This is a genomic window from Pseudomonas sp. S3E17 (assembly GCF_024168685.1).
Lineage (GTDB): Bacteria > Pseudomonadota > Gammaproteobacteria > Pseudomonadales > Pseudomonadaceae > Aquipseudomonas > Aquipseudomonas marginalis.
In genome coordinates, this window is sequence record NZ_JALJWE010000001.1 from 3611220 (window position 1) to 3634066 (window position 22847).

Annotated in this window: 28 protein-coding genes; 15 read left to right on the top strand and 13 right to left on the bottom strand. The window is 60.7% G+C overall.

Going from position 1 to position 22847, the window contains the following annotated elements:
- Positions 1 to 29: 29 nt before the first annotated feature.
- Positions 30 to 716 (bottom strand): LrgB family protein, encoded by a 687-nt coding sequence (locus tag J3D60_RS16115; protein WP_253491992.1) that lies wholly within the window; start codon positions 714 to 716, stop codon positions 30 to 32.
- A complete protein-coding gene (locus J3D60_RS16120) occupies positions 706 to 1092 on the bottom strand; it encodes a CidA/LrgA family protein (RefSeq protein ID WP_115488650.1) in 387 nt (128 codons plus the stop codon). The genes J3D60_RS16115 and J3D60_RS16120 overlap by 11 nt, the downstream gene beginning before the upstream one ends.
- A 98-nt stretch (positions 1093 to 1190) precedes the next feature.
- Here J3D60_RS16120 and J3D60_RS16125 point away from each other — a divergent pair, with 98 nt between their 5' ends.
- Positions 1191 to 2087 carry a LysR family transcriptional regulator gene (locus tag J3D60_RS16125; RefSeq protein WP_027607636.1) on the top strand — a complete coding sequence of 299 codons (897 nt, stop codon included), beginning with the start codon at positions 1191 to 1193 and terminating at the stop codon, positions 2085 to 2087.
- Here the strand turns inward: J3D60_RS16125 and J3D60_RS16130 are convergent.
- Positions 2068 to 2523, bottom strand: coding sequence for a flavodoxin (locus J3D60_RS16130; protein ID WP_253491994.1), 456 nt, complete (start codon positions 2521 to 2523; stop codon positions 2068 to 2070). The two genes, J3D60_RS16125 and J3D60_RS16130, sit on opposite strands and share 20 nt — an antisense overlap.
- A gap of 129 nt (positions 2524 to 2652) precedes the next feature.
- On the opposite strand from J3D60_RS16130, the gene J3D60_RS16135 reads away from it, so the two are divergent.
- Together J3D60_RS16135 and J3D60_RS16140 are read left to right on the top strand one after the other, a co-directional pair.
- Positions 2653 to 3120 carry a PAS domain-containing protein gene (locus J3D60_RS16135; RefSeq protein ID WP_253491996.1) on the top strand — a complete coding sequence of 156 codons (468 nt, stop codon included), beginning with the start codon at positions 2653 to 2655 and terminating at the stop codon, positions 3118 to 3120.
- 58 nt (positions 3121 to 3178) lie between these two features.
- Positions 3179 to 3784: a hypothetical protein gene (locus J3D60_RS16140; protein WP_253491998.1), complete on the top strand. Its 606-nt coding sequence runs from the start codon at positions 3179 to 3181 to the stop codon at positions 3782 to 3784.
- Between the two features lie 2 nt (positions 3785 to 3786).
- On the opposite strand, the gene J3D60_RS16145 is transcribed toward J3D60_RS16140, so the two are convergent.
- Entirely contained in the window at positions 3787 to 4746 is a 960-nt protein-coding gene (locus tag J3D60_RS16145) for a MerR family transcriptional regulator (RefSeq protein WP_253492000.1), read from the bottom strand.
- A 214-nt stretch (positions 4747 to 4960) separates the two neighbouring features.
- Here J3D60_RS16145 and J3D60_RS16150 point away from each other — a divergent pair, with 214 nt between their 5' ends.
- Genes J3D60_RS16150 through J3D60_RS16175 form a run of 6 tightly spaced genes read left to right on the top strand, consistent with a single transcriptional unit; the run spans position 4961 to position 7898 of the window.
- The gene (locus J3D60_RS16150; protein WP_253492002.1) at positions 4961 to 5521 is read left to right on the top strand and encodes an antibiotic biosynthesis monooxygenase; all 561 of its coding nucleotides are present in this window, start codon (positions 4961 to 4963) and stop codon (positions 5519 to 5521) included.
- A gap of 57 nt (positions 5522 to 5578) precedes the next feature.
- Complete coding sequence (gene folM, locus J3D60_RS16155) at positions 5579 to 6289, top strand: dihydromonapterin reductase (RefSeq protein WP_253492004.1); 711 nt, start codon at positions 5579 to 5581, stop codon at positions 6287 to 6289.
- 20 nt (positions 6290 to 6309) lie between these two features.
- Complete coding sequence (gene folE, locus J3D60_RS16160; RefSeq protein WP_065939009.1) at positions 6310 to 6870, top strand: GTP cyclohydrolase I FolE; 561 nt, start codon at positions 6310 to 6312, stop codon at positions 6868 to 6870.
- Between the two features lie 2 nt (positions 6871 to 6872).
- Positions 6873 to 7244 carry a dihydroneopterin triphosphate 2'-epimerase gene (folX, locus tag J3D60_RS16165; RefSeq protein WP_003194073.1) on the top strand — a complete coding sequence of 124 codons (372 nt, stop codon included), beginning with the start codon at positions 6873 to 6875 and terminating at the stop codon, positions 7242 to 7244.
- A 23-nt stretch (positions 7245 to 7267) separates the two neighbouring features.
- Positions 7268 to 7564, top strand: a complete 297-nt coding sequence (locus tag J3D60_RS16170) for a DUF1244 domain-containing protein (RefSeq protein ID WP_065939008.1) — start codon at positions 7268 to 7270, stop codon at positions 7562 to 7564.
- On the top strand, positions 7557 to 7898 hold the full coding sequence (locus tag J3D60_RS16175; protein ID WP_253492005.1) for a HopJ type III effector protein: 342 nt from the start codon (positions 7557 to 7559) through the stop codon (positions 7896 to 7898). Before J3D60_RS16170 ends, J3D60_RS16175 begins: the two co-directional genes overlap by 8 nt.
- Positions 7899 to 8000: 102 nt before the next feature.
- Here J3D60_RS16175 and trxB read toward each other — a convergent pair whose 3' ends face one another.
- Positions 8001 to 8963 (bottom strand): thioredoxin-disulfide reductase, encoded by a 963-nt coding sequence (gene trxB / locus J3D60_RS16180; protein WP_025858049.1) that lies wholly within the window; start codon positions 8961 to 8963, stop codon positions 8001 to 8003.
- A 294-nt stretch (positions 8964 to 9257) separates the two neighbouring features.
- Between trxB and cysZ the strand changes: the two genes are divergently transcribed.
- Together cysZ and J3D60_RS16190 are read left to right on the top strand one after the other, a co-directional pair.
- Positions 9258 to 10022 (top strand): sulfate transporter CysZ, encoded by a 765-nt coding sequence (cysZ, locus tag J3D60_RS16185; RefSeq protein ID WP_027607646.1) that lies wholly within the window; start codon positions 9258 to 9260, stop codon positions 10020 to 10022.
- Between the two features lie 54 nt (positions 10023 to 10076).
- Positions 10077 to 11255, top strand: coding sequence for a glycosyltransferase family 1 protein (locus tag J3D60_RS16190; RefSeq protein ID WP_065925974.1), 1179 nt, complete (start codon positions 10077 to 10079; stop codon positions 11253 to 11255).
- An 858-nt stretch (positions 11256 to 12113) separates the two neighbouring features.
- On the opposite strand, the gene J3D60_RS16195 is transcribed toward J3D60_RS16190, so the two are convergent.
- The 7 genes from J3D60_RS16195 to rplU all read right to left on the bottom strand — a co-directional run bounded on the left by J3D60_RS16195 (position 12114) and on the right by rplU (position 17682).
- Complete coding sequence (locus tag J3D60_RS16195; protein ID WP_253492006.1) at positions 12114 to 13217, bottom strand: NADH:flavin oxidoreductase; 1104 nt, start codon at positions 13215 to 13217, stop codon at positions 12114 to 12116.
- Between the two features lie 147 nt (positions 13218 to 13364).
- Positions 13365 to 13847, bottom strand: a complete 483-nt coding sequence (locus tag J3D60_RS16200) for a glutathione peroxidase (protein WP_253492007.1) — start codon at positions 13845 to 13847, stop codon at positions 13365 to 13367.
- 101 nt (positions 13848 to 13948) lie between these two features.
- Positions 13949 to 14413: a CreA family protein gene (locus tag J3D60_RS16205; RefSeq protein ID WP_065939005.1), complete on the bottom strand. Its 465-nt coding sequence runs from the start codon at positions 14411 to 14413 to the stop codon at positions 13949 to 13951.
- A 16-nt stretch (positions 14414 to 14429) separates the two neighbouring features.
- Positions 14430 to 15548: a glutamate 5-kinase gene (proB, locus tag J3D60_RS16210; RefSeq protein WP_253492008.1), complete on the bottom strand. Its 1119-nt coding sequence runs from the start codon at positions 15546 to 15548 to the stop codon at positions 14430 to 14432.
- A gap of 109 nt (positions 15549 to 15657) precedes the next feature.
- Positions 15658 to 16881: an Obg family GTPase CgtA gene (gene cgtA / locus J3D60_RS16215; RefSeq protein WP_015885843.1), complete on the bottom strand. Its 1224-nt coding sequence runs from the start codon at positions 16879 to 16881 to the stop codon at positions 15658 to 15660.
- A gap of 194 nt (positions 16882 to 17075) precedes the next feature.
- Positions 17076 to 17333 (bottom strand): 50S ribosomal protein L27, encoded by a 258-nt coding sequence (gene rpmA / locus J3D60_RS16220; RefSeq protein ID WP_003176049.1) that lies wholly within the window; start codon positions 17331 to 17333, stop codon positions 17076 to 17078.
- Positions 17334 to 17367: 34 nt separating this feature from the next.
- Positions 17368 to 17682 (bottom strand): 50S ribosomal protein L21, encoded by a 315-nt coding sequence (rplU, locus tag J3D60_RS16225; RefSeq protein ID WP_253492009.1) that lies wholly within the window; start codon positions 17680 to 17682, stop codon positions 17368 to 17370.
- Between the two features lie 239 nt (positions 17683 to 17921).
- On the opposite strand from rplU, the gene J3D60_RS16230 reads away from it, so the two are divergent.
- The 3 genes from J3D60_RS16230 (at position 17922) to J3D60_RS16240 (ending at position 19841) form a co-directional block, all read left to right on the top strand.
- Positions 17922 to 18890, top strand: a complete 969-nt coding sequence (locus J3D60_RS16230) for a polyprenyl synthetase family protein (protein ID WP_027607652.1) — start codon at positions 17922 to 17924, stop codon at positions 18888 to 18890.
- A 192-nt stretch (positions 18891 to 19082) separates the two neighbouring features.
- The gene (locus J3D60_RS16235; protein ID WP_017254008.1) at positions 19083 to 19424 is read left to right on the top strand and encodes a zinc ribbon domain-containing protein YjdM; all 342 of its coding nucleotides are present in this window, start codon (positions 19083 to 19085) and stop codon (positions 19422 to 19424) included.
- A 159-nt stretch (positions 19425 to 19583) separates the two neighbouring features.
- Positions 19584 to 19841: a hypothetical protein gene (locus J3D60_RS16240; RefSeq protein WP_003194088.1), complete on the top strand. Its 258-nt coding sequence runs from the start codon at positions 19584 to 19586 to the stop codon at positions 19839 to 19841.
- A 135-nt stretch (positions 19842 to 19976) separates the two neighbouring features.
- On the opposite strand, the gene J3D60_RS16245 is transcribed toward J3D60_RS16240, so the two are convergent.
- Entirely contained in the window at positions 19977 to 20594 is a 618-nt protein-coding gene (locus J3D60_RS16245; RefSeq protein WP_003176055.1) for an FKBP-type peptidyl-prolyl cis-trans isomerase, read from the bottom strand.
- A 262-nt stretch (positions 20595 to 20856) separates the two neighbouring features.
- On the opposite strand from J3D60_RS16245, the gene J3D60_RS16250 reads away from it, so the two are divergent.
- The gene (locus J3D60_RS16250; RefSeq protein WP_253492010.1) at positions 20857 to 22776 is read left to right on the top strand and encodes a methyl-accepting chemotaxis protein; all 1920 of its coding nucleotides are present in this window, start codon (positions 20857 to 20859) and stop codon (positions 22774 to 22776) included.
- Positions 22777 to 22847 lie beyond the last annotated feature (71 nt).

The window sequence follows — 22847 nt, forward strand, 5'->3', positions numbered from 1 at the left end:
GAGAATAGTTGAAGTTTGTTTAAAGCGCGTCAGAGAAGCGCCGCCAGAAAAGGCACGGCAAACAGGTTGAGCAACCCCGTCAACACCATCACCAGGCCGGCGACCGAGCCCTCTTCGCCCCCCACTTCATGGGCGCGACTGACACCCGCACCGTGGGCGCCCACGCCAAACAACGCGCCACGTGCCAGGGGTGTCCGCAGCGGCAGCCATTTGAGCAATACACCACCGAGCATGGCGCCGAACACACCGGTGAACATCACAAACACCGCCGTCAGCTCCGGCACGCCACCCAGGTCGGAAGACACCGGCATGGCGAACGGTGTGGTGATCGAGCGCGGCACCAGCGACATCGTCACCGCGCTGTCCAACGCCAGGGCTTTTGCCAGGCCGAACGAGGTCGCGATCGACGCCACGCTGCCCGCCATCATGCCCAGCAACAACGCTGGCCAGTGCCGCGCCAGCAAGCGGCGCTGCTGCCAGATCGGCACGGCAAACGCCACAGTCACCGGGCCCAGCACCAGCATCAGCCAGTGGGTGTCGGTGGCGTATTCGGCATAGGCGGTGCGCATCGGCACGGCCACCGCCAACAACAGTGCCGGCACCAGGATCAGTGGCGACAGCAGGTAGCGCCCGGTACGCCGGTAGAGCCAGCGGCTGAACACGTAGGCGCCCAGGGTCAAGGCGAGCCAGAACACCGGCATCAGCTCAAGCTTCATGGCGCAACCTCCAGCGGCACACCGCTTCTACCGTAAACGCCGTGACCAGCATCACCGCCAGCGTGCTCAAGCCGATCACCAACAGGATGCGCCAGCCATCATTGCGCAGCAGGCCACCGTAATCGAGCAGGCTCATCAGGGCCGGGATGAAGAACAGCAGCATCTCGGCCATCAACACCCCGGCGCCCAATTGCAGTGCCGCCGGTTTGACCAGGCCGCTGGCGAACGTTGCCAGCAACAGGCCCAGGCCCACCACGCCACCGGGAATGGGCCAGGCCAGCCAGGTCGCCAACTGGGTGCCCAGCAGATAAATCGCGAGCAGCACGACCAGTTCAGTCAGCAAACGGCCAAGGTGTTTGAAGGGAAAACGTTTCATGGGCTTTGGGTCCTCGCAGGCCCCTATTTTAGAGTGCGGCCTTCCATCCCCACAGCGAATTGTTAGACTGCCAACCATTCCAAACTGGAATCAGGCCGATGGAATTCAAACAGCTGCGCAGCTTTGTCGAAGTGATCCACCGAGGGGGCTTTACCCAGGCGGGGAAAACCCTGCATATCAGCCAGTCCGCCGTCAGCAAACAGGTGGCGCAACTGGAGCAAAGCCTTGGCACACCGCTGCTTGACCGCATCGGCTCGCAGACCCGCCTGACCGCCGCCGGCCAGGTCGTACTGCAACGCGCCGAAGCCATGTTGCGCCTGCAAGCCGAACTGCTGAGCGAGCTGGACGATATGCAGCAGCTCACCCGCGGCGAGTTGCGCCTGGGCCTGCCGCTGCTGGCGGGTGACACGCTGTTCGCCGGGCTGTTTGCCGAGTACCGCCGGCGCTACCCGAACGTCACCATCCAACTGCTGGAAGGCGGCAGCCGCAATATCGAACAGGCCATCCTGAGCGGTGAGCTGGAAGTGGGCGGCAGCTTGAAACCCAATGACCCGGCGTTTGCCTGGCAAGCCTTTTGCGATGAACCCCTGGACGCACTGCTGCCGATTGACCACCCCCTGGCGGACAACGCCCAGGTGCGCCTTGAGGAATTGGCGGACACACCGTTCCTGATGTACCAGCGCAGCTTTGTGCTTAACGACCGCCTGATGCAGGCGTGTCAGCAGTTGGGTTTTACCCCGAAGGAAATCGGCCGCAGCGGCCAGGCGGACTTCCTCGCAGCCTTGGTGGCCGCCGGCCAAGGCGTGGTGCTGCTGCCCAGCGTGGTCGCCCGTGGGCTGGTGCGACCTGGGGTGGTGCGCCTGACGTTGAAGGCGCCCGATTACCTGCGCTGGGACATTGCCTTTATCTGGCGTGAGGGCGCCTACCTGTCGAAAGCCGCCCAGGCCTGGCTGGCGTTGTTACGCGAGTTTCCGGTCAAGCGCGCAGTGCAGTGACCAGCTCGGCCAGCCATGGCTCGGCGTCGGCTTCCGGGGTGACGCTTTCGCTGGCGTCCAGGCGCAGCATCGGCAGCACTTCACGCACACCCAACTCGCCGAACAGCTCGCGCATTTGCTCGCCACCGCCACAGAAGGTATCGCCGTAGCTGGCATCGCCCAGGCCGATCACTGCGCCGGGCAACCCGCGCCAGGCGCCGGGCAGTTGGTCGCGAATGGAGGAATACAGGGGTTGCAGGTTGTCGGGCAATTCCCCCATGCCGGTGGTGGAGGTCACCGCCAGAAAGGCTTGCGGACTGAAGGCTAGTACATCCGCCAAGGTCGCACGGGGATTGTGCCAGGCCTCAAAGCCGGCCTTGTTGAGGAGGTCGGCGGCGTGGTGCGCGACTTCTTCAGCCGTGCCGTACACCGAGCCGGAAAGGATGGCGACTTTCATCAATCTGATCCTGTAGTTGAGCGAAAGCCTGGGATATTAGCAGCTGGCGCAAATATTTCGGCGCCCGCCGTGCAAGATTCAAGGCATGTCTTAAACTGCCCACTCCAACCACAAGCCATGGACCGCTCAATGATTAACGCCAAGCTGATGCAAATGGTGATCAACGCTTCCAACGACGGCATCGTCGTCGCTGAAAGAGAAGGCAAGGACAAGCCGCTGATCTACGTGAACCCTGCATTCGAACGGCTGACCGGCTACACCCTCGACGAAATCCTCTATCAGGATTGCCGCTTCCTGCAATCCGGCGACCGCGACCAGCCGGCCCTGATCGCCATCCGTGACGCGTTGGAGAACGGCGGTGCCTGCCGGGAAACCCTGCGCAATTACCGCAAGGACGGCAGCCACTTCTGGAACGAACTGTCCCTTTCAACGGTTTACAACGCAGCGGACAAGCAGACGTATTTCGTCGGTGTACAAAAGGACGTCACGCTCCAGGTCAAGGCCCAGCAGCGTGTTGCGCAGTTGGAAAGCGAACTGGCCGAGGTCAAGGCCGAGCTGGCAGCGCTCAAAGTGACAAGCGGATTAAACAAAATTTAGAAAGTGCAGCGATAAGAGCGGATAATGGCACTTTAGCACCCTCCATTGAGCAAGCACGATGCAACGCAATGCGCTTCTGACCCAGGATGAGCTGGATTTCATTCAGAACATGCAGCACAACCCGCAACTCAACCTGCGGGATGCTTCGTCGAGCCTGACCGTCAACGGCGGTGCGCAGATTCGCGACTTGCTCACCCGCCTCGCCGCCCACGACCATGTCACCATCCAGGCGCAGTTCGACAACCAGCAACTGACCTTCCCCCTGCATCTGGTGGAGGATGAGTTCAATGCGGTGCATCTGCGTTTGGGCGTGCCGAGTATTTTCGAAGACGGGCCGATGATACGCCCGTGGCGCCTGGCGCTTGAAACGCCGGTGCCCCTGGAGAACATCCGGGGCACTGCGAGCGCTCTGTGGGTGCATGAAGTGTCATTCAAGGGCGTGCTGGTGGAGATTCGCGGCCGGAGCAAGCCGCCAAAAACCTTTTCCCTGTGGTTCAGCCCGTCGGGGTACGAACGCATCGCGCTGCGCGGCGCGTTCGAGCGGGAAACGGCGCGGGGCTTGTTTGCCTACCGCTTGAGCCAAAGCGATGCGGATGAAACCGAGCGTCTGCGTCAGTTCATCCTGCACCAGCACCGCCTGGTCCACCCGCACATGCATGCCTGAAATCAGGTATCCAGCCCGCCGCTGAGAAACTGTTGCAAGCGCCGCCGCATCAAGCGACCTTCATTGCCCAGGCAGCCGATGGACGTGCCGGCCAGGTCGTCCTCGGCAAGATCCGACGCCGCACCTGCAAGCAGCAGCGGGCAATCCAGAGTCAACGCCAAGCGGTTCAAGCGCCCGGCAAGATCATGGTTATGCGAGTAATTGGAGAAGAGGATCAGCGCCTGTGGGTGAGTCTTCTCGCAGACCAGCGTCAACTCGTCAAACGGCTGTCCCATGCCCAGCACCTTCACGGCCAGGTCATCCCGGCTCATCAAGAGCGCCGCCACCAGCAACTCCAACTTGCGGCACTCACCCGCCATGGCCGCCAGCAATACCCGCGGCACGGGTGAAGCACACGCCAGTTGCAGGCGCTCCAGGGCACGTACTCGCAGGAAGTTGTCGAAGAACAACCACTCGCTGGCCTGGCCGAAACGCCCCTGATGACGCAACAGCTCATTCCACAGAGGCATCAGAATGTCCTGGAACACCACATCAAGTGGGTAGGTAGCCAGAATCTGCCCATACACACGTTCCAGTTGACGGTCATCGAAGTCGCTGACGGCCTGCATCAGCCGCGCCTGCCACTGCGGCCATTCACTTTCCTCGACCGCATCGCGCTGCGCACGAACGGCTTCGGCCTGCTGATCGTCGCGAGCGAGGATCTTGCCCACTTTGCTCACGGCCACGCCGCGCTCGATCCAATCGAGAATACGATGGACTGTCTGTATATCGGCCTTGGAATAGAGGCGATGCCCACTTTCGGTGCGCGTGGGCTGTATCAGCCCATAACGGCGCTCCCAGGCACGCAGGGTGACCGGGTTGACGCCTGTCAATCTCGAGACTTCACGGATCGGAAACAGCTCATCGGAATCAGTGGAATCCAGATGCGAAACACTTTCAAGCGGAGCAGTAATCACGGGCATTTTTGACCAAAAAACCAACGTTAACTGGGCGCTCATTTAACGCCTTTACACCTGTCTTTTTCAAGTTTCCCGCTTTTCGGACCAATGTCGCTGGTGTATTCGGGTAAAACAGGAATAATCCTTGCCTGCTTTTTACACGTCGCTGCAACACCCCGCAGCTTCGTCTGTGCGCCACCTACACGGTCCAGTGCACCCGTACATTTGGAGATACACAATGTCTACCTCTCCCGTCACCTTGATGGTTGCGCGCCGCGTGGCCAAAGGGCGCTATGAAGAACTGATGGCCTGGCTGCGCGAAGGCGAGCAATTGGCCACCGACTTCCCCGGTTACCTGGGCTCCGGCGTGCTGGCCCCACCGCCCAATGACGATGAATTCCAGATCATTTTCCGCTTCGCCGATGAGAAGACCCTGCACGCCTGGGAGTTTTCCGCCTCACGCAGTGCGTGGTTGAGCCGTGGCAGCGATTTGTTCGCCGCCCCGTCCGAGCACCGTGTACGGGGCATCGATGGCTGGTTTGGCGCAGCGGGTGCCCGTCCGCCACGCTGGAAGCAGGCGGTGGCGATCTGGCTGGCGTTTTTCCCGGTGTCGCTGCTGTTCAACTTCGTCCTGGGGCCGCTGCTCAGTGAACTCGAGCTGGGGCCACGGGTGCTGGTCAGCACAATGGCACTCACGCCCTTGATGGTGTACTGGTTCATTCCGCTGTCGACCCACCTGCTGGCGAGCTGGCTGCACCCAGCGCCAGCCCCGCGCAAGGCCTCCGAAGCGGCGGCGTGAGTACAGGGGCGGCCCGTCGCTGGTATGATTTGCACCTGCCAGCGACGCGAGCCTCCCATGACTGCAACGAACGCCCCGATCCTGATCACCGGCGCCGGCCAGCGCGTCGGCCTGCATTGCGCCGAGCGCCTGCTGGACGAAGGCCAGCCAGTGATTTTCAGCTACCGCAGCGAACGCCCCGGCGTGCAGGCCCTGCGTGAGCGTGGCGCAGTCGGCGTGTTTGCCGACTTTTCCACCGAAGCCGGGATTCTCGCGTTTATCGCTGAACTGAACACCCACACCCAAAGCCTGCGTGCGATCATCCATAACGCTTCGGCTTGGGTCGCGGAGGCGCCGGGCGACGAAAGCCGTGCCTTTACCGACATGTTCAGCGTGCACATGCTTGCGCCGTACCTGATCAACCTGCATTGTTCACCCTTGCTGCAACGCTCTACACCTGCCGACATCGTGCATATCAGCGATGACGTGGTGCGCAAGGGCAGCCGCCAGCACATCGCCTACTGCGCCACCAAGGCCGGGCTCGACAGCCTCACGCTGTCGTTCGCCGCGCAGTTTGCGCCGCTGATCAAGGTCAACGGCATCGCCCCGGCGATGGTGATGTTCAACGAAGAGGACGACGCGGCCTATCGCACCAAGGTGCTGGCCAAGTCGGCCCTGGGCATCGAACCTGGTCCCGAGGTGATCTACCAGAGTGTGCGTTACCTGCTGGACAACCCCTATGTCACCGGTACCACCCTGACCGTCAACGGCGGGCGGCATATCAAGTAAGCCGTTTGTGAGGATGTTGCATGACCTTATCCCTGCCCCACCATTACCGCGAGATCCTCAAGGGCCTGGGCGAAGACCCGGAACGCGAAGGCTTGCTCGACACCCCCAAGCGTGCCGCCAAGGCCATGCAGTACCTGTGTCATGGCTATGAACAGAACCTCGAGGAAATCGTCAACGGCGCACTGTTCGCCTCCGACAACGACGAGATGGTGATCCTCAAGGACATCGAGCTGTATTCACTGTGCGAGCATCACCTGCTGCCCTTTATCGGCAAGGCCCACGTGGCCTATATTCCGACCGGCAGGGTGCTGGGCCTGTCGAAGCTGGCGCGCATCGTCGACATGTTCGCCCGGCGCCTGCAGATCCAGGAAAACCTCACCCGGCAAATCGCCGACGCCATCCAGGGCGTGACCCAGGCCGCTGGCGTGGCCGTGGTGATCGAAGCCAAGCACATGTGCATGATGATGCGCGGCGTGGAAAAACAGAATTCAACCATGAACACCTCGGTGATGCTCGGCGCGTTCCGCGAGTCGAACACCACGCGCATGGAGTTCCTGCAACTGATTGGACGGAGCAAGTAGCAATGCCACAACTTCAACCAGGCATGGCGCGCATCCGGGTCAAGGACCTGTGCCTGCGCACCTTCATCGGTATCAATGAGGACGAAATCCTCAACAAGCAGGATGTGCTGATCAACCTGACCATCCTGTATGCCGCCCAGGAAGCCGTGCGCGACAACGACATCGACCACGCGCTGAACTACCGCACCATCACCAAGGCCATCATCGCACACGTGGAAGGCAACCGCTTTGCCTTGCTGGAGCGCCTGACCCAGGAACTGCTGGACCTGGTGATGAGCAACGAATCGGTGCTGTACGCCGAAGTCGAAGTGGACAAGCCCCATGCGCTGCGCTTTGCCGAGTCGGTGTCGATTACCCTGGCGGCCAGCCGCTAACCCCTGAATTGTCAGTGAGCCCTATGAACGATCAACAACGCCTCGAACTCGAAGCCGCCGCCTTCCGCCGCCTGGTGGCGCACCTGGACAGCCGCAAGGATGTGCAGAACATCGACCTGATGAACCTCGCCGGTTTCTGCCGTAACTGCCTGTCCAAGTGGTACAAGGCCGAGGCCGACGAACGCCAGATCGAGCTGAGCCTCGATGACGCCCGTGAAGTGGTGTACGGCATGCCGTACGCCGAGTGGAAAGCCCAATTCCAGCAAGAAGCCAGCGCCGAGCAACAGGCGGCGTTTGCCAAAGGAAAAACCCATGACTGATTTGAACACCCTGCGCGCCAGCCTCAACAGTGGCGAACACGTTTTTGCCGACACCCTGGCATTTGTCGCTGCCGGTTACGATTACCAGCCACAGGCCTTCACCAATGGCGATGTGGAAAACGCTGCCGGGCAGAACGAAGGTTCGTGCAAGACCTTGGGCCTGGCCCTGCTGGAAGGCTTGAGCGACCAGGAAGCGCTGCTGGCGTTTGGCGAGCATTACCGCTCGGTGGTGGCCACGCCTGAGGGCAGTGACCATGGCAATATCCGCGCGTTGATTGCCCATGGGTTGGCAGGTGTGAAATTCGCCGCCCAGCCACTGACCCGCAAATCCTGAGTCAGATGCAGATCAAAATGTGGGAGAGGGCTTGTCCCTCCCAGATTTAAATTGCACCCATAAAAAAACCGGCCTCGTAGCCGGTTTTTTTATTTCAACAATTTAGAACGCAGCGTCCTTCAAACCGTCGAGGTAACGCTCGGCGTCCAGGGCCGCCATGCAACCGGCGCCGGCCGAGGTGATGGCCTGGCGGTAGACGTGGTCGGCCACGTCGCCGGCAGCGAAGATGCCTTCGATGTTGGTCGCGGTGGCGTTGCCTTCACGACCGCCTTGCACCACCAGGTAACCGTCTTTGGCTTCCAGCACGCCTTCGAACAACGACGTGTTCGGGGTGTGGCCGATGGCGATGAACACGCCGTCGACTTTCAGCTCGTCGAAGCTGCCGTCGTTGTTTTTCAGGCGAGCACCGGTCACACCCATGTTGTCGCCCAGGACTTCATCCAGGGTGGCGTTGAGCTTGAGGATGATCTTGCCTTCGGCGACACGGGCGTGCAGCTTGTCGATCAGGATCTTCTCGGCGCGGAACGTCTCGCGGCGGTGAACCAGGGTCACGGTGCTGGCGATGTTGGCCAGGTACAGCGCCTCTTCCACGGCCGTGTTGCCGCCACCGACCACGGCGACCGGCTTGTTGCGGTAGAAGAACCCGTCACAGGTGGCGCAAGCGGAAACGCCCTTGCCCATGAACGCTTCTTCCGATGGCAGGCCCAGGTAGCGAGCGCTGGCACCGGTGGCGATGATCAGTGCGTCGCAGGTGTAGACGCCGCTGTCGCCGGTGAGGCTGTAAGGCTTCTTGGAGAAGTCGACCTTGTTGATGTGATCAAACACGATCTCGGTTTCAAAGCGCTCGGCGTGCTCTTTCATACGCTCCATCAACACCGGGCCGGTCAGGCCGTGGACATCGCCCGGCCAGTTGTCGACTTCAGTGGTGGTGGTCAACTGACCGCCCGCCTGCATGCCGGTGATCAGCAGCGGCTTGAGGTTGGCCCGGGCAGCGTAGACGGCAGCGCTGTAACCGGCAGGGCCGGAACCGAGAATAATCACTCGCGAATGACGGGTATCAGACATGACTCACTCCTATCGACCGCCCGGACTACAAGACGGCTGGAATAAAAAAGGGACCACGAAGCACTTGGGGAAGGCTTTAACTCGCAGGCCCTGAAAAATAATGGGTGCAGCGTATCGAGGGGGGCAAGATTAAGGAAATACGGAATAACAATCCAGCTCATAGGCGGTCTCTATGCAGTCAGGCCGATTAATCGACGCCTTTGTTACCGTTGATGTCGTCACACCGACCACGCTTTCGCCTTGAAGGCAAAGCCGGTAAGGTCGGCGCGTTCGTCATCCTGCTCGGAGTTCTCCATGCCCGCCCCTGTTCTTTCCGGCCCGCAATACCTGCGTGAAGGCCTCAAACTGGTGCTGAGCCCCGGCCTGCGCCTGTTTGTGCTGCTGCCGCTGGCGATCAACCTGGTGCTGTTCGTCGGCCTGATCTACTTTGCCGGCCATCAGTTCAGCCTGTGGGTCGACCACTTGATGCCAACCCTGCCCGGCTGGCTGAGCTTTCTGAATTACCTGCTATGGCCGCTGTTTGTGGTGCTGGTGGTGCTGATGGTGTTTTTCACCTTCACCATGCTCGCCAATATCATCGCGGCACCGTTCAATGGCTTTCTTTCCGAGAAAGTCGAAGTGGTGGTACGGGGTACCGATGACTTCCCGGCCTTCAGCTGGGGCGAACTGATTGAAATGGTTCCGCGTACCCTGGCCCGGGAAATGCGCAAGCTGGGCTACTTCCTGCCACGGGCCATCGGCCTGTTTATCCTGTCGTTCATTCCGGTGGTCAACCTGATCGCCGCGCCACTGTGGTTGCTGTTCGGCGTGTGGATGATGGCGATCCAATACATCGACTACCCGGCCGATAACCACAAGCTGGGCTGGAACGAAATGCTCGCCTGGCTGCGCCAGAAGCGCTGGCAGAGCATGAGCTTCGGCGGCATCGTCTACCTGGTGCTGCTGGTGCCGGTGGTCAACCTGCTGATGATGCCGGCGGCAGTGGCCGGGGCGACCTTGTTCTGGGTGCGCGAACAGGGCGCCGAAGCCATGGCGACGCCGAAAGTGGCCAAGTCATAAATCCATCATCTGCATGACACAATGGCGACATGGCCCACAGCGACACTGTGGGTCATGACGACAGCTTCGCTTCACATCACTCTCATCACCGAAACCTTCCCGCCAGAGATCAACGGGGTGGCCAATACCCTTGGCCGCCTGTGCGAAGGTTTGCGCGCGCGCGGCCATCAAGTCGAACTGGTTCGCCCGCGCCAGGGCGCCGATGCAAGCCGGCCCAGCGATGATGGCTTGCTGCTCTGCCGCGGCTGGCCGCTGCCGGGTTACCCAGGCCTGCAATGGGGCCAGTCGTCGATGCACAAGTTGCTGCGCCGCTGGACACGCCAGCGCCCCGACGTGCTCTACATCGCCACCGAGGGCCCGCTGGGGCTGTCGGCGCTGCGGGCGGCGCGGCGCCTGGGAATCAGTGTGGTCAGCGGTTTTCACACCAATTTCCAGCAGTACTCCAACCAGTACGGCCTGAGCCTGTTAAGCCGCATGGTCACGCACTACCTGCGTTGGTTTCATAACCGTTCGACCTTGACCCTGGTGCCCAGTGCCAGCCAACGCCTGGAACTGGAGCGTCGGCATTTCGAGCGCTTGGGGATGCTGGCGCGCGGGGTGGACAGCCAGTTATTCCACCCGGCCAAGCGGGACAACGCACTACGGGAAAGCTGGGGCCTGGAAAACGACGATATTGCCGTGCTGCACGTGGGGCGCCTGGCCCAGGAGAAAAACCTCGGGCTGCTCAAGCGCTGCTTTGACGCGCTGCAGGCAACTTATCCACAGCGTCGGCTGAAACTGATCATCGTCGGCGATGGCCCGCAACGCCCGATGCTCGAGCGCGACCTGCCCGATGCGGTGTTCTGCGGCACCCAGCGCGGCGAAGAACTGGCGCGACATTACGCATCAGGGGACGTGTTCCTGTTCCCCAGCCTGACCGAAACCTTCGGCAATGTGGTGCTCGAAGCCATGGCCTCCGGGCTGGGTGTGGTGGCGTACGACCAGGCGGCGGCGACCCAGCATATCCGCCATGGTTACAACGGTGTGCTGGCCATGCCGGGTGATGAGGACGCGTTTTGCGATGCGGCCAGATGGTTGCTGGAAGACAGCGAACATTTGCGCAGGGCCCGCCTCAATGCACGCCAACATGCGAGCCGCCAGGGCTGGCCGGCGATTATCGAGCAGTTCGAGAACCAGTTACGCGATGTGTGCGCAGAACATTTGGCAGCTCCAACACTGCCTGACATTCGTTGAACGCTCTACGAATGAAGTAGGCCAATTCCCCGCCCTGCCTGCCTACCCCTTGAATACTGGTTTCAACGGTAGGAATGCCTGCCTGAGACTGCCTGAATCGGCACGCCACAACAGGATATTTCCGGAACGTCGAGCGAATTATCACCACTGATATGACACCTGCCGTAAGAGGGGGTGTGTCCCTGTGAAACACACTCGAACAAGGCAGGTCATTCATGCTGAAAAACTAATAGAGAGCACTATGTCGACACTGATAAATGGATCAATGGCGCTGAGATTCCAACCATTCAACCCCTCCGCATGGGCATCCCCATCCGGAAGCGGTCAAAACCACCAGAACCACACCAACACTGGCTGGAACCGCCCGCAACCTTCGCGCCCGCAAAACAACTGGCAAACGGCGCAGAATGACTGGCAACGCCCATCGCACAGCCATGACAACCGCCCGCAGCCCACACGCCCGCAAAACGCCTGGCGGCCGGCGCAGAACGACTGGCAACGCCCATCGCACAACCATGACAACCGCCCGCAGCCCACACGCCCGCAAAACGCCTGGCGGCCGGCGCAGAATGACTGGCAACGCCCGCAGCCCACTGACAGCCTTCCATTACCTGGTGGTACGCGCCCAAACCAGGAGCAATGTTCCGTCAGGCCACCTCAATGGGTACGTTCCGACCAGACGGACAGCACTTCTAGCTTTAACCAATATGGACCAAGGACAAGGCAATAAGCATTGAGGCGAATGATGGCCTGAACACAAGCGGAAGGCCGGGTACTCAATACCCAGCCTTTCGCCTGAAACAGCGAAACCCTCACGCTCAGCCGTCGATAGCGAACGCCGGCTGGGCTCCAACGCCCCTACACCAGAGTCGTCAACGCCTCGCGACTGAACGGCAGAATGTCGCCTTCACGACCTTCACGCACCTTCACGGCCCAATCCGGATCTACCAGCAGCGCACGGCCAACAGCGACCAGGTCGAACTCATCGTTGTTCAAGCGCTCCAGCAGTTTTTCCAGACTGGCCGGTTGCGCAACCTTGTCGGTGTTGACCATGAACTGCAGGAATTCGCCATCCAGGCCGACACTGCCCACGGTGATCGTCGGTTTGCCCGTGAGTTGGCGGGTCCAGCCGGCGAGGTTGAGGTCGGAACCTTCGAACTCCGGCTCCCAGAAACGGCGGGTGGAGCAGTGGAAAATATCCACACCGGCATCAGACAACGGCTTGAGGAATTCACCCAAGGCCTCGGGGGTTTGCACCAGGCGCGCGGTGTAGTCCTGCTGCTTCCACTGGGAGAAACGCAAGATGATCGGGAAGTCCGGGCCGACGGCGGCGCGGGTGGCCTGGATCAACTCGATGGCAAAGCGCGAACGGTTGGCCAGGCTGCCGCCGTATTCGTCGGTGCGCTGGTTGCTGCCTTCCCAGAAGAACTGGTCGACCAGGTAGCCATGGGCGCCATGGATTTCCACGCCGTCCATGCCGATGCCCTGGGCATCCTTGGCGGCTTGGGCGAACGCGGCAATGACATCCTTGATGTCCTGGGTGGTCATGCCGTGGACGACCACGTTGCCATCCTTGAGTTTTTCCATCGGGCCGTAGGCCGGCACACTGGCGTCAGGCTCGGTACCGATGCGGCGCACACTGCCCACGTGCCAGAGCTGCGGGACAATCTTGCCACCTTCGGCGTGCACGGCATCGACGACCTTCTTCCAACCGGCCAGCGCCGCCCCGCCGTAGAAATGCGGGACATTCGGGTAGCCGTTGGAGGCCGGGTGACCGACCACGGTGCCTTCGGTAATGATCAGGCCCACGCCGGCAGCGGCACGGCGGCGGTAGTACTCGATGACCTTGGAATCAGGCACGCCACCTGGGGAAAACGAGCGGGTCATCGGCGCCATGACCACACGGGTCGACAGCTGCAGTGCACCGAGCTGGAACGGTTTGAACAAGGCTTGGACAGGCATGGGAGCACTCCGCGGAAGACGAGGTTTATGATGCGGATAATATGGGGAGTGCAGAGCGCTGAACAGCACTATTGATTTGGGTGATTAAGGGGTATGAAAGCAGCGGCCAGCTTCAAGCCTGAAACTTGAAGCTGCGCCTGCTGGTGCTCAATTCAGGGCTTTTTCGATAGCCTGCACGACCGTTGGATCATCCGGTGCGGTGCGCGGCGAGAATCGCGCGAGGACCCGGCCATCCTTGCCCAGCAGGAATTTCTCGAAATTCCAGGTGATATCCCCTGGAAACTCGGCGCCCTCGCCCGCCAGCAAACGGTACAGTTGGTGACGCTCAGGGCCGTTCACATCGAGTTTGCTGCCCAGGGGGAAGCTCACGCCGTAGTTCAGGCTGCAGAACTCGCGGATTTCTTCCTCGGTGCCCGGCTCCTGGCCTGCAAACTGGTTGCACGGCAGGCCAAGCACGGTAAATCCCTGGTCCTTGTACTGCTGATAAAGGTTTTCCAACGCCGCGTACTGCGGGGTCAAGCCACATTTGGAGGCTACGTTGACCACCAGCACAACATGCCCCTTGAAGGGCGCCAGTGGCAGCTCTTGTCCGTCCAAAGCTTTGAGTTTCAGGTCGTGGAAAGCACTCATGACGAACTCCAGATTTCCCATGTTCTTAGCAAAGCAGCGCTTCGAGATTACAACCCGCAAGCCTGCAATCATAGACGCCGATTGCAAAACTCGCTTGCGGATTACTGAGCGGTCGGCCACGGCAGAATGGGAATCGCCGTCACCGCGTTCTGCGGACTGCCTTCGATCAATCGGTCACTGTAGACCAGGTACACCAGGGTATTGCGCTTCTTGTCTAGGAAACGCACCACCTGCATGGTCTTGAACACCAGCGAGGTGCGCTCCTTGAACACTTCGTCGCCGTCCTTGAGCTCGCCCTTGAAGCGAATCGGGCCGACCTGACGGCAGGCGATCGAGGCTTCGGCACGGTCTTCGGCCAGGCCCAGGCCGCCTTTCACGCCGCCGGTCTTGGCGCGCGACAAATAGCAGGTCACGCCGTCGACCTTGGGGTCATCGAACGCTTCGACCACAATCCGGTCGTTGGGGCCGACAAACTTGAACACCGTTGACACCTGGCCAACTTCTTCGGCCGAAGCCAGCAGCGGCAGGGCCAACAGCAGGCCGAGCAATCCCTTTATCACGCGCATCGTGTATTCCCTTTGTTTAGACCAGGATCAGGTTATCGCGGTGAACCAGTTCCGGTTCCGCCATGTAACCCAAGAGTCCGACAATCGCGTCAGACGATTGTCCGATGATTTTCTGCGCTTCCAGGGCGCTGTAATTGGCCAGACCCCGGGCGATCTCACGACCGTCAGGCGCCACGCATACCACCATCTCGCCACGGCGGAAGCTGCCCTGCACCAACTTGACGCCCACCGGCAGCAGGCTCTTGTTGCCCTGGGACAACGCCGACACCGCGCCATCGTCGAGCACCAGGGTGCCACGGGTTTGCAGGTGCCCGGCCAGCCATTGCTTGCGCGCTGCCAGCATGCCGCGTTCGGGCGACAGCAACGTACCGATGCGCTCACCGGCCTTGAGGCGATCCAGCACACGCTCCAGGCGCCCACCGACGATGATGGTGTGGGCCCCGGAACGTGCTGCCAGGCGTGCTGCGCGCAGCTTGGTCTGCATGCCGCCACGCCCCAGGGCGCCGCCGACGCTGCCGGCCACGGCGTCGAGCGCCGGGTCATCGGCGCGCGCTTCGTAGATCAGTTGGGCATCGGGGTTGTGGCGCGGGTCGGCGTCGAACATGCCGTCGCGGTCGGTGAGGATCACCAGCAGGTCGGCCTCCACCAGGTTGGCCACCAGCGCGGCCAGGGTATCGTTGTCGCCGAAACGGATCTCGTCGGTGACCACGGTGTCGTTCTCGTTGATCACCGGGATGACCTTGAGCTCCACCAGCGCACGCAAGGTGCTGCGGGCGTTGAGGTAGCGCTTGCGGTCGGACAGGTCATCGTGGGTCAGCAGGATCTGCGCCGTGTGGCGGCCGTGCTCGGCAAAGCTGGATTCCCAGGCTTGCACCAGGCCCATCTGGCCGATGGCGGCGGCGGCTTGCAGCTCGTGCATAGCGCTGGGTCGCGCGGTCCAGCCGAGGCGGCTCATCCCGGCGGCAACCGCCCCGGACGACACCAGCACCAACTCGACACCTGCTGCATGCAAGGCCACCATCTGCTCGACCCAGACGCTCATGGCTGCACGATCCAGGCCTTTGCCATCTGCCGTCAGCAGCGCACTTCCGATCTTTACGACCCAGCGCTGCGCACCTGTCACTTTGCTCCGCATCATCTTCAACCTTAGATTGAGGGCCGCGCGACCCAGCGCCGCCCATAACGTTATACCCGGATACCAAAACGCCGCTCCAGGGAGCGGCGTTCAAGTTTATCGCAACGGATCAGTCGCGCACGTAAATGATTTCCGGACCGTCTTCGTCATCCACGTCTTCTTCGTCCCAATCATCGTCGCCGATGTCATGGACCGACTTCACGCCGCTGCGGCGCAGGGCACGCTGGTCATCCAGGGCTTGCAACTGGGCACGGGCCTCGTCTTCGATCTGCTGATCGAGTTCGGCGAGTTCGGCCTTGAATACCGGGTCGGCCGCCAGACGGTCGGCACGGTCTTCCAGGTAGCGCATGATGTCGCGGGTCAAGCGCTCGGTGCCTTCTTTGGCGATCGCCGAGATCACGTAGACCGGACCGGTCCATTCCAGGCGATCGACGATTTCCTTGACGCGCTCCTCATGCTCTTCTTCGAGGATCTGGTCGCATTTGTTCAGCACCAACCAGCGATCACGCTCGGCCAGGGCCGGGCTGAACTTGGTCAGTTCGCTGACGATCACTTCGGCGGCGTCCGGTGCACTGGTGTCATCCAAGGGCGCCATGTCGACGAGGTGCAGCAGCAAACGGGTACGGGACAAATGCTTGAGGAAGCGAATCCCCAGGCCTGCACCGTCGGAAGCCCCTTCGATCAGGCCGGGAATGTCGGCGATCACAAAGCTTTTCCAGCGGTCGACGCTGACCACGCCCAGGTTTGGCACCAGGGTGGTGAACGGGTAGTCGGCGACTTTCGGCTTGGCGGCCGACACCGAGCGGATGAAGGTACTTTTGCCGGCGTTCGGCAGGCCCAGCAGGCCCACGTCAGCCAGTACCTTCATTTCCAGCTTCAGGTCGCGCTGCTCGCCCGGCTTGCCCGGCGTGGTCTGGCGCGGTGCACGGTTGGTACTGGACTTGAATCGGGTGTTACCCAGACCGTGCCAGCCGCCCTGTACAACCATCAGTTTCTGGCCGGCCTTGGTCAGGTCGCCAATCACTTCCTGGGTCGCGGAGTCGATGATCGTGGTGCCGACCGGTACGCGCAGTACCAGGTCTTCGCCTTTTTTACCGGTGCAGTCTGTGCTGCCGCCGTTGGAGCCACGCTCGGCATCGAAATGCCGGGTGTAACGGTAGTCCACCAGGGTGTTGAGATTTTCGTCGGCCATCATGTAGATGGAACCGCCGTCACCGCCGTCACCGCCGTTGGGGCCACCGTTTTCGATGAATTTTTCGCGACGGAAACTCATGCAACCGTTACCGCCGTCGCCTGCTTTTACTCGGATGGAAACTTCATCAACGAACTTCATAACAAAACGCCTCTCGCCGCACGGACGAGCTTAAGAAACCAAGACATAAGACTCTTGCAAAAATGAGCGCAGCGACCTCAATCAACAGCCGCAAATCCAGCTGCTCGAGCCCATTACAAACAGCTTTGCAAGAGACTCACTCCACAAACGAAAAAGCCCCGTCGCAAGACAGGGCTTTTCCAGCGATCGCGCAATTAAGCGGCGACAACGCTCACGTAACGGCGGTTGAACGCGCCTTTTACTTCAAACTTGATCACGCCTTCGATTTTCGCGAAGAGGGTGTGATCTTTACCCATGCCAACACCGTAACCGGCGTGGAATTGGGTGCCGCGCTGACGCACGATGATGTTGCCCGGAATGATTTTCTGGCCGCCATACATCTTAACGCCAAGGCGTTTGGCTTCTGAGTCGCGACCGTTACGGGTACTACCACCAGCTTTTTTGTGTGCCATGAGTCAATTCTCCTAGTGAGGAATTAGGCTGAAATTAAGCCTGAATACCGGTGATTTTGATCTCGGTGTACCACTGGCGGTGGCCCATACGCTTCATGTGGTGCTTACGACGACGGAACTTGATGATGCGGACTTTATCGTGACGACCTTGGGAGATCACTTCAGCCACAACGGTAGCGCCAGCAACAACTGGAGCGCCGATGTTCAAGTCATCGCCATTGGCGACCAACAGAACGCGATCAAAGGTAACGGATTCGCCGGTAGCGATTTCCAGTTTTTCGATCTTCAGGTATTCACCTGGGGCGACCTTGTATTGCTTGCCACCAGTAACAATTACTGCGTACGACATGGTATTTCTCCGATAATCCTGCTCACCCAGCGCTTTATAAGAAGAGGTATTGGCTGGCATGGCTGCATGGGATGGACGTCCCGAATGCAATTGCGTAAGGCAGGTGCTGCCCAGGAAGTTCAGGGTGCGCGATTGTACGCAAGGTAAATGGGTGTTGCAAGTGGCCGTCTATCGCGCCTTGACACCCGGGGGTCAGGGTCCTAGCATGCCGCGCAACCCTTCTGGAGCGACTGTCGCTGATGCAACCCCAAGCTTTCTACCGCGCGGTCGCGGACGATTTTAGCGCCGTCGACGGCATCATCAAGCAGCAGCTGACGTCTAAAGTGCCGCTGGTCTCCAAAATTGGCGACTACATTACGTCGGCGGGCGGTAAACGCCTGCGTCCTTTATTAGTGCTGCTGTGTGGCAAGGCCCTGGGCCGCGAAGGCGATGACCTGCGCCTGCTGGCCGCCACCATCGAATTCCTGCACACCGCGACCCTGCTGCATGACGACGTGGTCGACATGTCCGGCATGCGCCGTGGTCGCGAGACCGCCAATGCGATGTGGGGCAATGCCCCGAGCGTGCTGGTGGGCGACTTCCTGTACTCGCGCTCGTTCGAAATGATGGTCGAGCTCGGCTCGATGCCGGTGATGAAGATTCTTTCCCAGGCCACGCGCATCATCGCTGAAGGCGAAGTGCTGCAGCTGTCCAAGGTTCGCGACGCCAGCACCACCGAAGAAACCTATATGGAAGTGATTCGCGGCAAGACCGCGATGCTCTTCGAAGCCTCCACACACAGTGCCGCCGCGCTCTGCGGCGCGACCGCCGAGCAGGCCGAAGCCCTGCGAACCTTCGGTGATCACCTGGGCGTGGCATTCCAGCTGGTGGACGACCTGCTCGACTACCGTGGCGATGCAGAGACCCTGGGCAAGAACGTCGGCGACGACCTGGCCGAAGGCAAACCGACCTTGCCGCTGATCTACACCATGCGCGAAGGCACGCCGGAACAGGCGGCTCTGGTGCGCAAGGCGATCCAGAAAGGCGGGATCGAAGACCTGGAGGCCATCCGCGCTGCCGTGGAAGCGTCCGGTTCCCTGGAGTACACCGCGCAACTGGCGCGTGATTACGTAGCCCGTGCGATCCAGTGCCTGCAAGCCCTGCCGGCCAGCGAGTACCGGGATGCCCTGGTTGAGCTGAGTGAGTTTGCGGTCGCGCGTACTCACTAAGACATACCTGCAAGACCAATGTGTGAGGGGGCTTGCTCCCGATAGCGGTGGATCAGCCAGTCGATATATCGACTGGAACACCTTCATCGGGGGCAAGCCCCCTCTCACATTTGGATTTCATACAGCCTGCAACATCACAAAACCCTATATAATGTGCGACTTTTAGTCATCCCTGAATCTCAAGGAGCTTTAGTGAGCACGTTGCCACCCTGCCCGAAATGCAATTCCGAATACACCTATGAAGACGGCGCCCAGCTGATCTGCCCGGAATGCGCCCATGAGTGGTCCGCCAATGGCGAGGCCGAAGCAGCCGGCGATGAAACCGTGAAGAAAGACTCTGTGGGCAACGTCCTGCAGGACGGCGACACCATCACCGTGATCAAAGACCTCAAGGTCAAGGGCACGTCCCTGGTCGTGAAGGTCGGCACCAAGGTCAAGAACATCCGCCTGTGCGACGGCGACCACGATATCGATTGCAAGATCGACGGTATCGGCCCGATGAAACTCAAGTCCGAGTTCGTGCGCAAAGTCTGAACCTGCTGCATCCATCCCGCGCCCGCGCGGGATGGCGTTTTGCCCTCCCCGTTGACCCCTCGCAATATCCACACAGAAAAACCAGGAAACTGCCAATAGGCACTTGCTATTCTACGAATAAGAATTATTCTCATTGAAACCCATCAAGGAGATGTACCCATGACTTATTTGATAGATGCCTGGCTCGACCGCCCACACCCTTACCTGCGCATCCTTCATCGGGAAACCGGCGAAGTCTGTGCGGTGCTGGAAGAAGAAGCGCTGAATGAATTGCAGGATCAGGGTGACCTGGACGTCAACGGCCTGAGTTCGAGTGAACCAGGAGTGCTCAAGGAAGTGGTGCGCAATCTGTTTCTGTTCTGCTATGCCCGAGCGTTGCGCCCGGCGACGGAGCTCAATGGCAAGTTCCATCCATGAGAAAACCAGCAAAACACTGTAGGAGCGAGCTTGCTCGCGAAGACCGCACAAACAACGCGCTCATCCAGGATGCCCGCGTCATCGTTGACGTTTTTCGCGAGCAAGCTCGCTCCTACAGGTAATCAAAAGCAGGTCTTACAGAACGTCGAGCAGCTCGACGTCGAATACCAGCACGCTGTGCGGCGGAATGCTGCCAACGCCTTGAGCGCCATAAGCCAGTTCGCTCGGCACGTACAGGCGCCATTTGCTGCCGGCATTCATCAGTTGCAGGGCTTCGGTCCAGCCGGCGATCACGCCACCCACCGGGAATTCTGCAGGCTGGCCACGCTCGTAGGAGCTGTCGAACACAGTGCCGTCGATCAGGGTGCCGTGATAGTGAGTGCGCACCTGGTCTTCACGGGTGGGCTTGGCGCCATCACCGGCCGTCAGCACTTCAAATTGCAGGCCGGAAGCAAGGGTAGTGATGCCATCACGCTTGGCGTTTTCAGCCAGGAACGCCAGGCCAGCACCGGCAGCGGCTTCAGCCTTGGCAGCGGCCTCGGCTTGCATGATTTCGCGGATGACCTTGAAGCTGGCAGCCATTTGCTCCTGGTCAACACGGCTTGGTTTGCCGGCGAATGCGTCGGTCAGGCCAGCCAGGATCGCGTCCAGGCTCACACCCGGTGGCGGGTTGTCACGCAGTTGGTCGCCCAACTGACGGCCGATACCGTAGCTGACGCGGGTTTCGTCGGTGGACAGATTAACTTCGGACATGAAGAGGCTCCGCTGTAGGGCAGCACTGGAAACAGTGATGTGCGCGCCGCCCTGAACTAAAAGGGCCAGCAGACTAGCACACAAGACCTGCTGGTGATGAGCCCCCCACCGCGGCGCGGCACCGGGATCGCGACCCTTCGTCGCACGCGCAATAAAAGCGCTTCAGATTCAACCCTCCCCGCCGATACAGCGCTACACACTTTGGCTGGCTCAAACAACAACACCGTCCAGCAGACAAAAAATCACCTTCGCGGAGCATTCGATGAACAGCTGGTTCGGTAACATCAGCGTCAACCTCAAACTGGGCCTGGGCTTTGGCCTGGTACTGGTTCTCACCTCGATCCTGGCCTTCACCGGCTGGACCAGCCTGGGCAGCCTGATCGACCGCAGTAACTGGATGAGCGACATTACCCAGCTCAACGCGTCGCTGACCAAACTGCGCATCGTGCGCCTGCAATACATGTTGGCCAACGGCGATGAAGCCGTGGCGCAGAACGTGCAGAGCAGCCTGGATGCCTTTGCTGCCCAGCAACAGAAACTCCTGGACAGCTTCAAGAGCCCGGAAAACGTCAAGCTGCTCAACGAGCAGAAAGCCATCATCACGGCTTATCAGCAATCCCTGAACAAAATGCGTGAGGCTTACCGTAACGGCAACGCTGCTCGCCAGGTCATGGGGGACAAGGCCGATATCGCCAACGCCCAGATCGATGCGCTGGACACCAGCGTGCAGCAGATGCCCGACAGCCCGGAGCGCTTCACTCAGTTCCAGGCGGTGACCAACGCCAAGCAGGCGTTCCAGTTGGCCCGCTACGAAGTGCGTGGCTACACCAACAACGTCAACCCGGACACCGAAGCCCGCGCGGCGGCACAAATCGAGAAAGCCATCGGCGGCTTGAAAGGCCTCAGTGTCGCATTCGGCGCCAGCCAGCAAAGCGCGCTGAGCGCCCTGGAAACCGCCCTGGGCGCCTATCGCACAGCCGTTCAAAACTACAAGACGGCCAACGCCAACATCGTGGCTGCCCGTGCCGAAATGACCACCCAAGGCGCCGACATCGTCACCATCAGCGACAAGCTCTACGACATCCAGCTGGATCGTCGCGACGCCGAAAGCGCCCAGGCCCGTAGCCTGCAGTTGATCAGCACGCTGCTGGCACTGCTGGTCGGTATCATCGCGGCACTGGTGATCACCCGCCAGATCACCCGCCCACTGCAGGAAACCCTGGCCGTGGTTGAGCGCATCGCCTCCGGCGACCTGAGCCACAATATCCAGGTCACCCGTCGCGATGAGCTGGGCGTACTGCAACAAGGCATCCAGCGCATGGGCACCACCTTGCGTGAACTGATCAGCGGGATTCGCGACGGCGTGACCCAGATCGCCAGCGCCGCCGAAGAGTTGTCGGCCGTGACCGAGCAGACCAGCGCCGGTGTGAACAGCCAGAAGATCGAGACCGATCAGGTCGCCACGGCAATGCACGAAATGACCGCCACTGTGCAGGAAGTCGCACGCAACGCCGAGCAAGCCTCTCTGGCTGCCGCCGACGCTGACGGCCAGGCCCGCGCAGGCGATAAAGTGGTGGCCGAGGCCATCGCCCAGATCGAACGCCTGGCCGCCGAAGTGGAACGTTCCACCGATGCCATGGCGCACCTGCAACAAGAGAGCAACAAGATCGGCAGCGTGATGGACGTGATCAAGGCGGTGGCCGAACAGACCAACCTGCTCGCGCTCAACGCAGCGATCGAAGCGGCGCGTGCCGGTGAAGCCGGTCGCGGCTTTGCCGTGGTCGCCGACGAAGTGCGTGGCCTGGCCCAGCGCACGCAGAAATCCACCGAGGAAATCGAAGGCCTGGTCGCCGGTTTGCAGAACGGCACCCAGCAAGTCGCCAATGTGATGAACAACAGCCGCAGCCTCACCGACAGCAGTGTCGAACTGACGCGCAAGGCCGGTGTGTCCCTGGAAAATATCACCCGCACGGTGTCGAACATCCAGTCCATGAACCAGCAGATCGCCGCTGCCGCCGAGGAACAAAGCGCCGTGGCCGAAGAGATCAGCCGCAGCATCGTGAATGTGCGTGATGTGTCGGAACAGACCGCCACCGCCAGTAATGAGACCGCTAAATCCAGTGTGGAACTGGCGCGACTGGGTAGCCAGTTGCAGCAGATGGTCAGTCACTTCCGGGTGTAAAAACCGCTCTCACTGTGGCGAGGGAGCTTGCTCCCTCGCCACAGGCAAACCTGGACATACTCGGCCCTCCG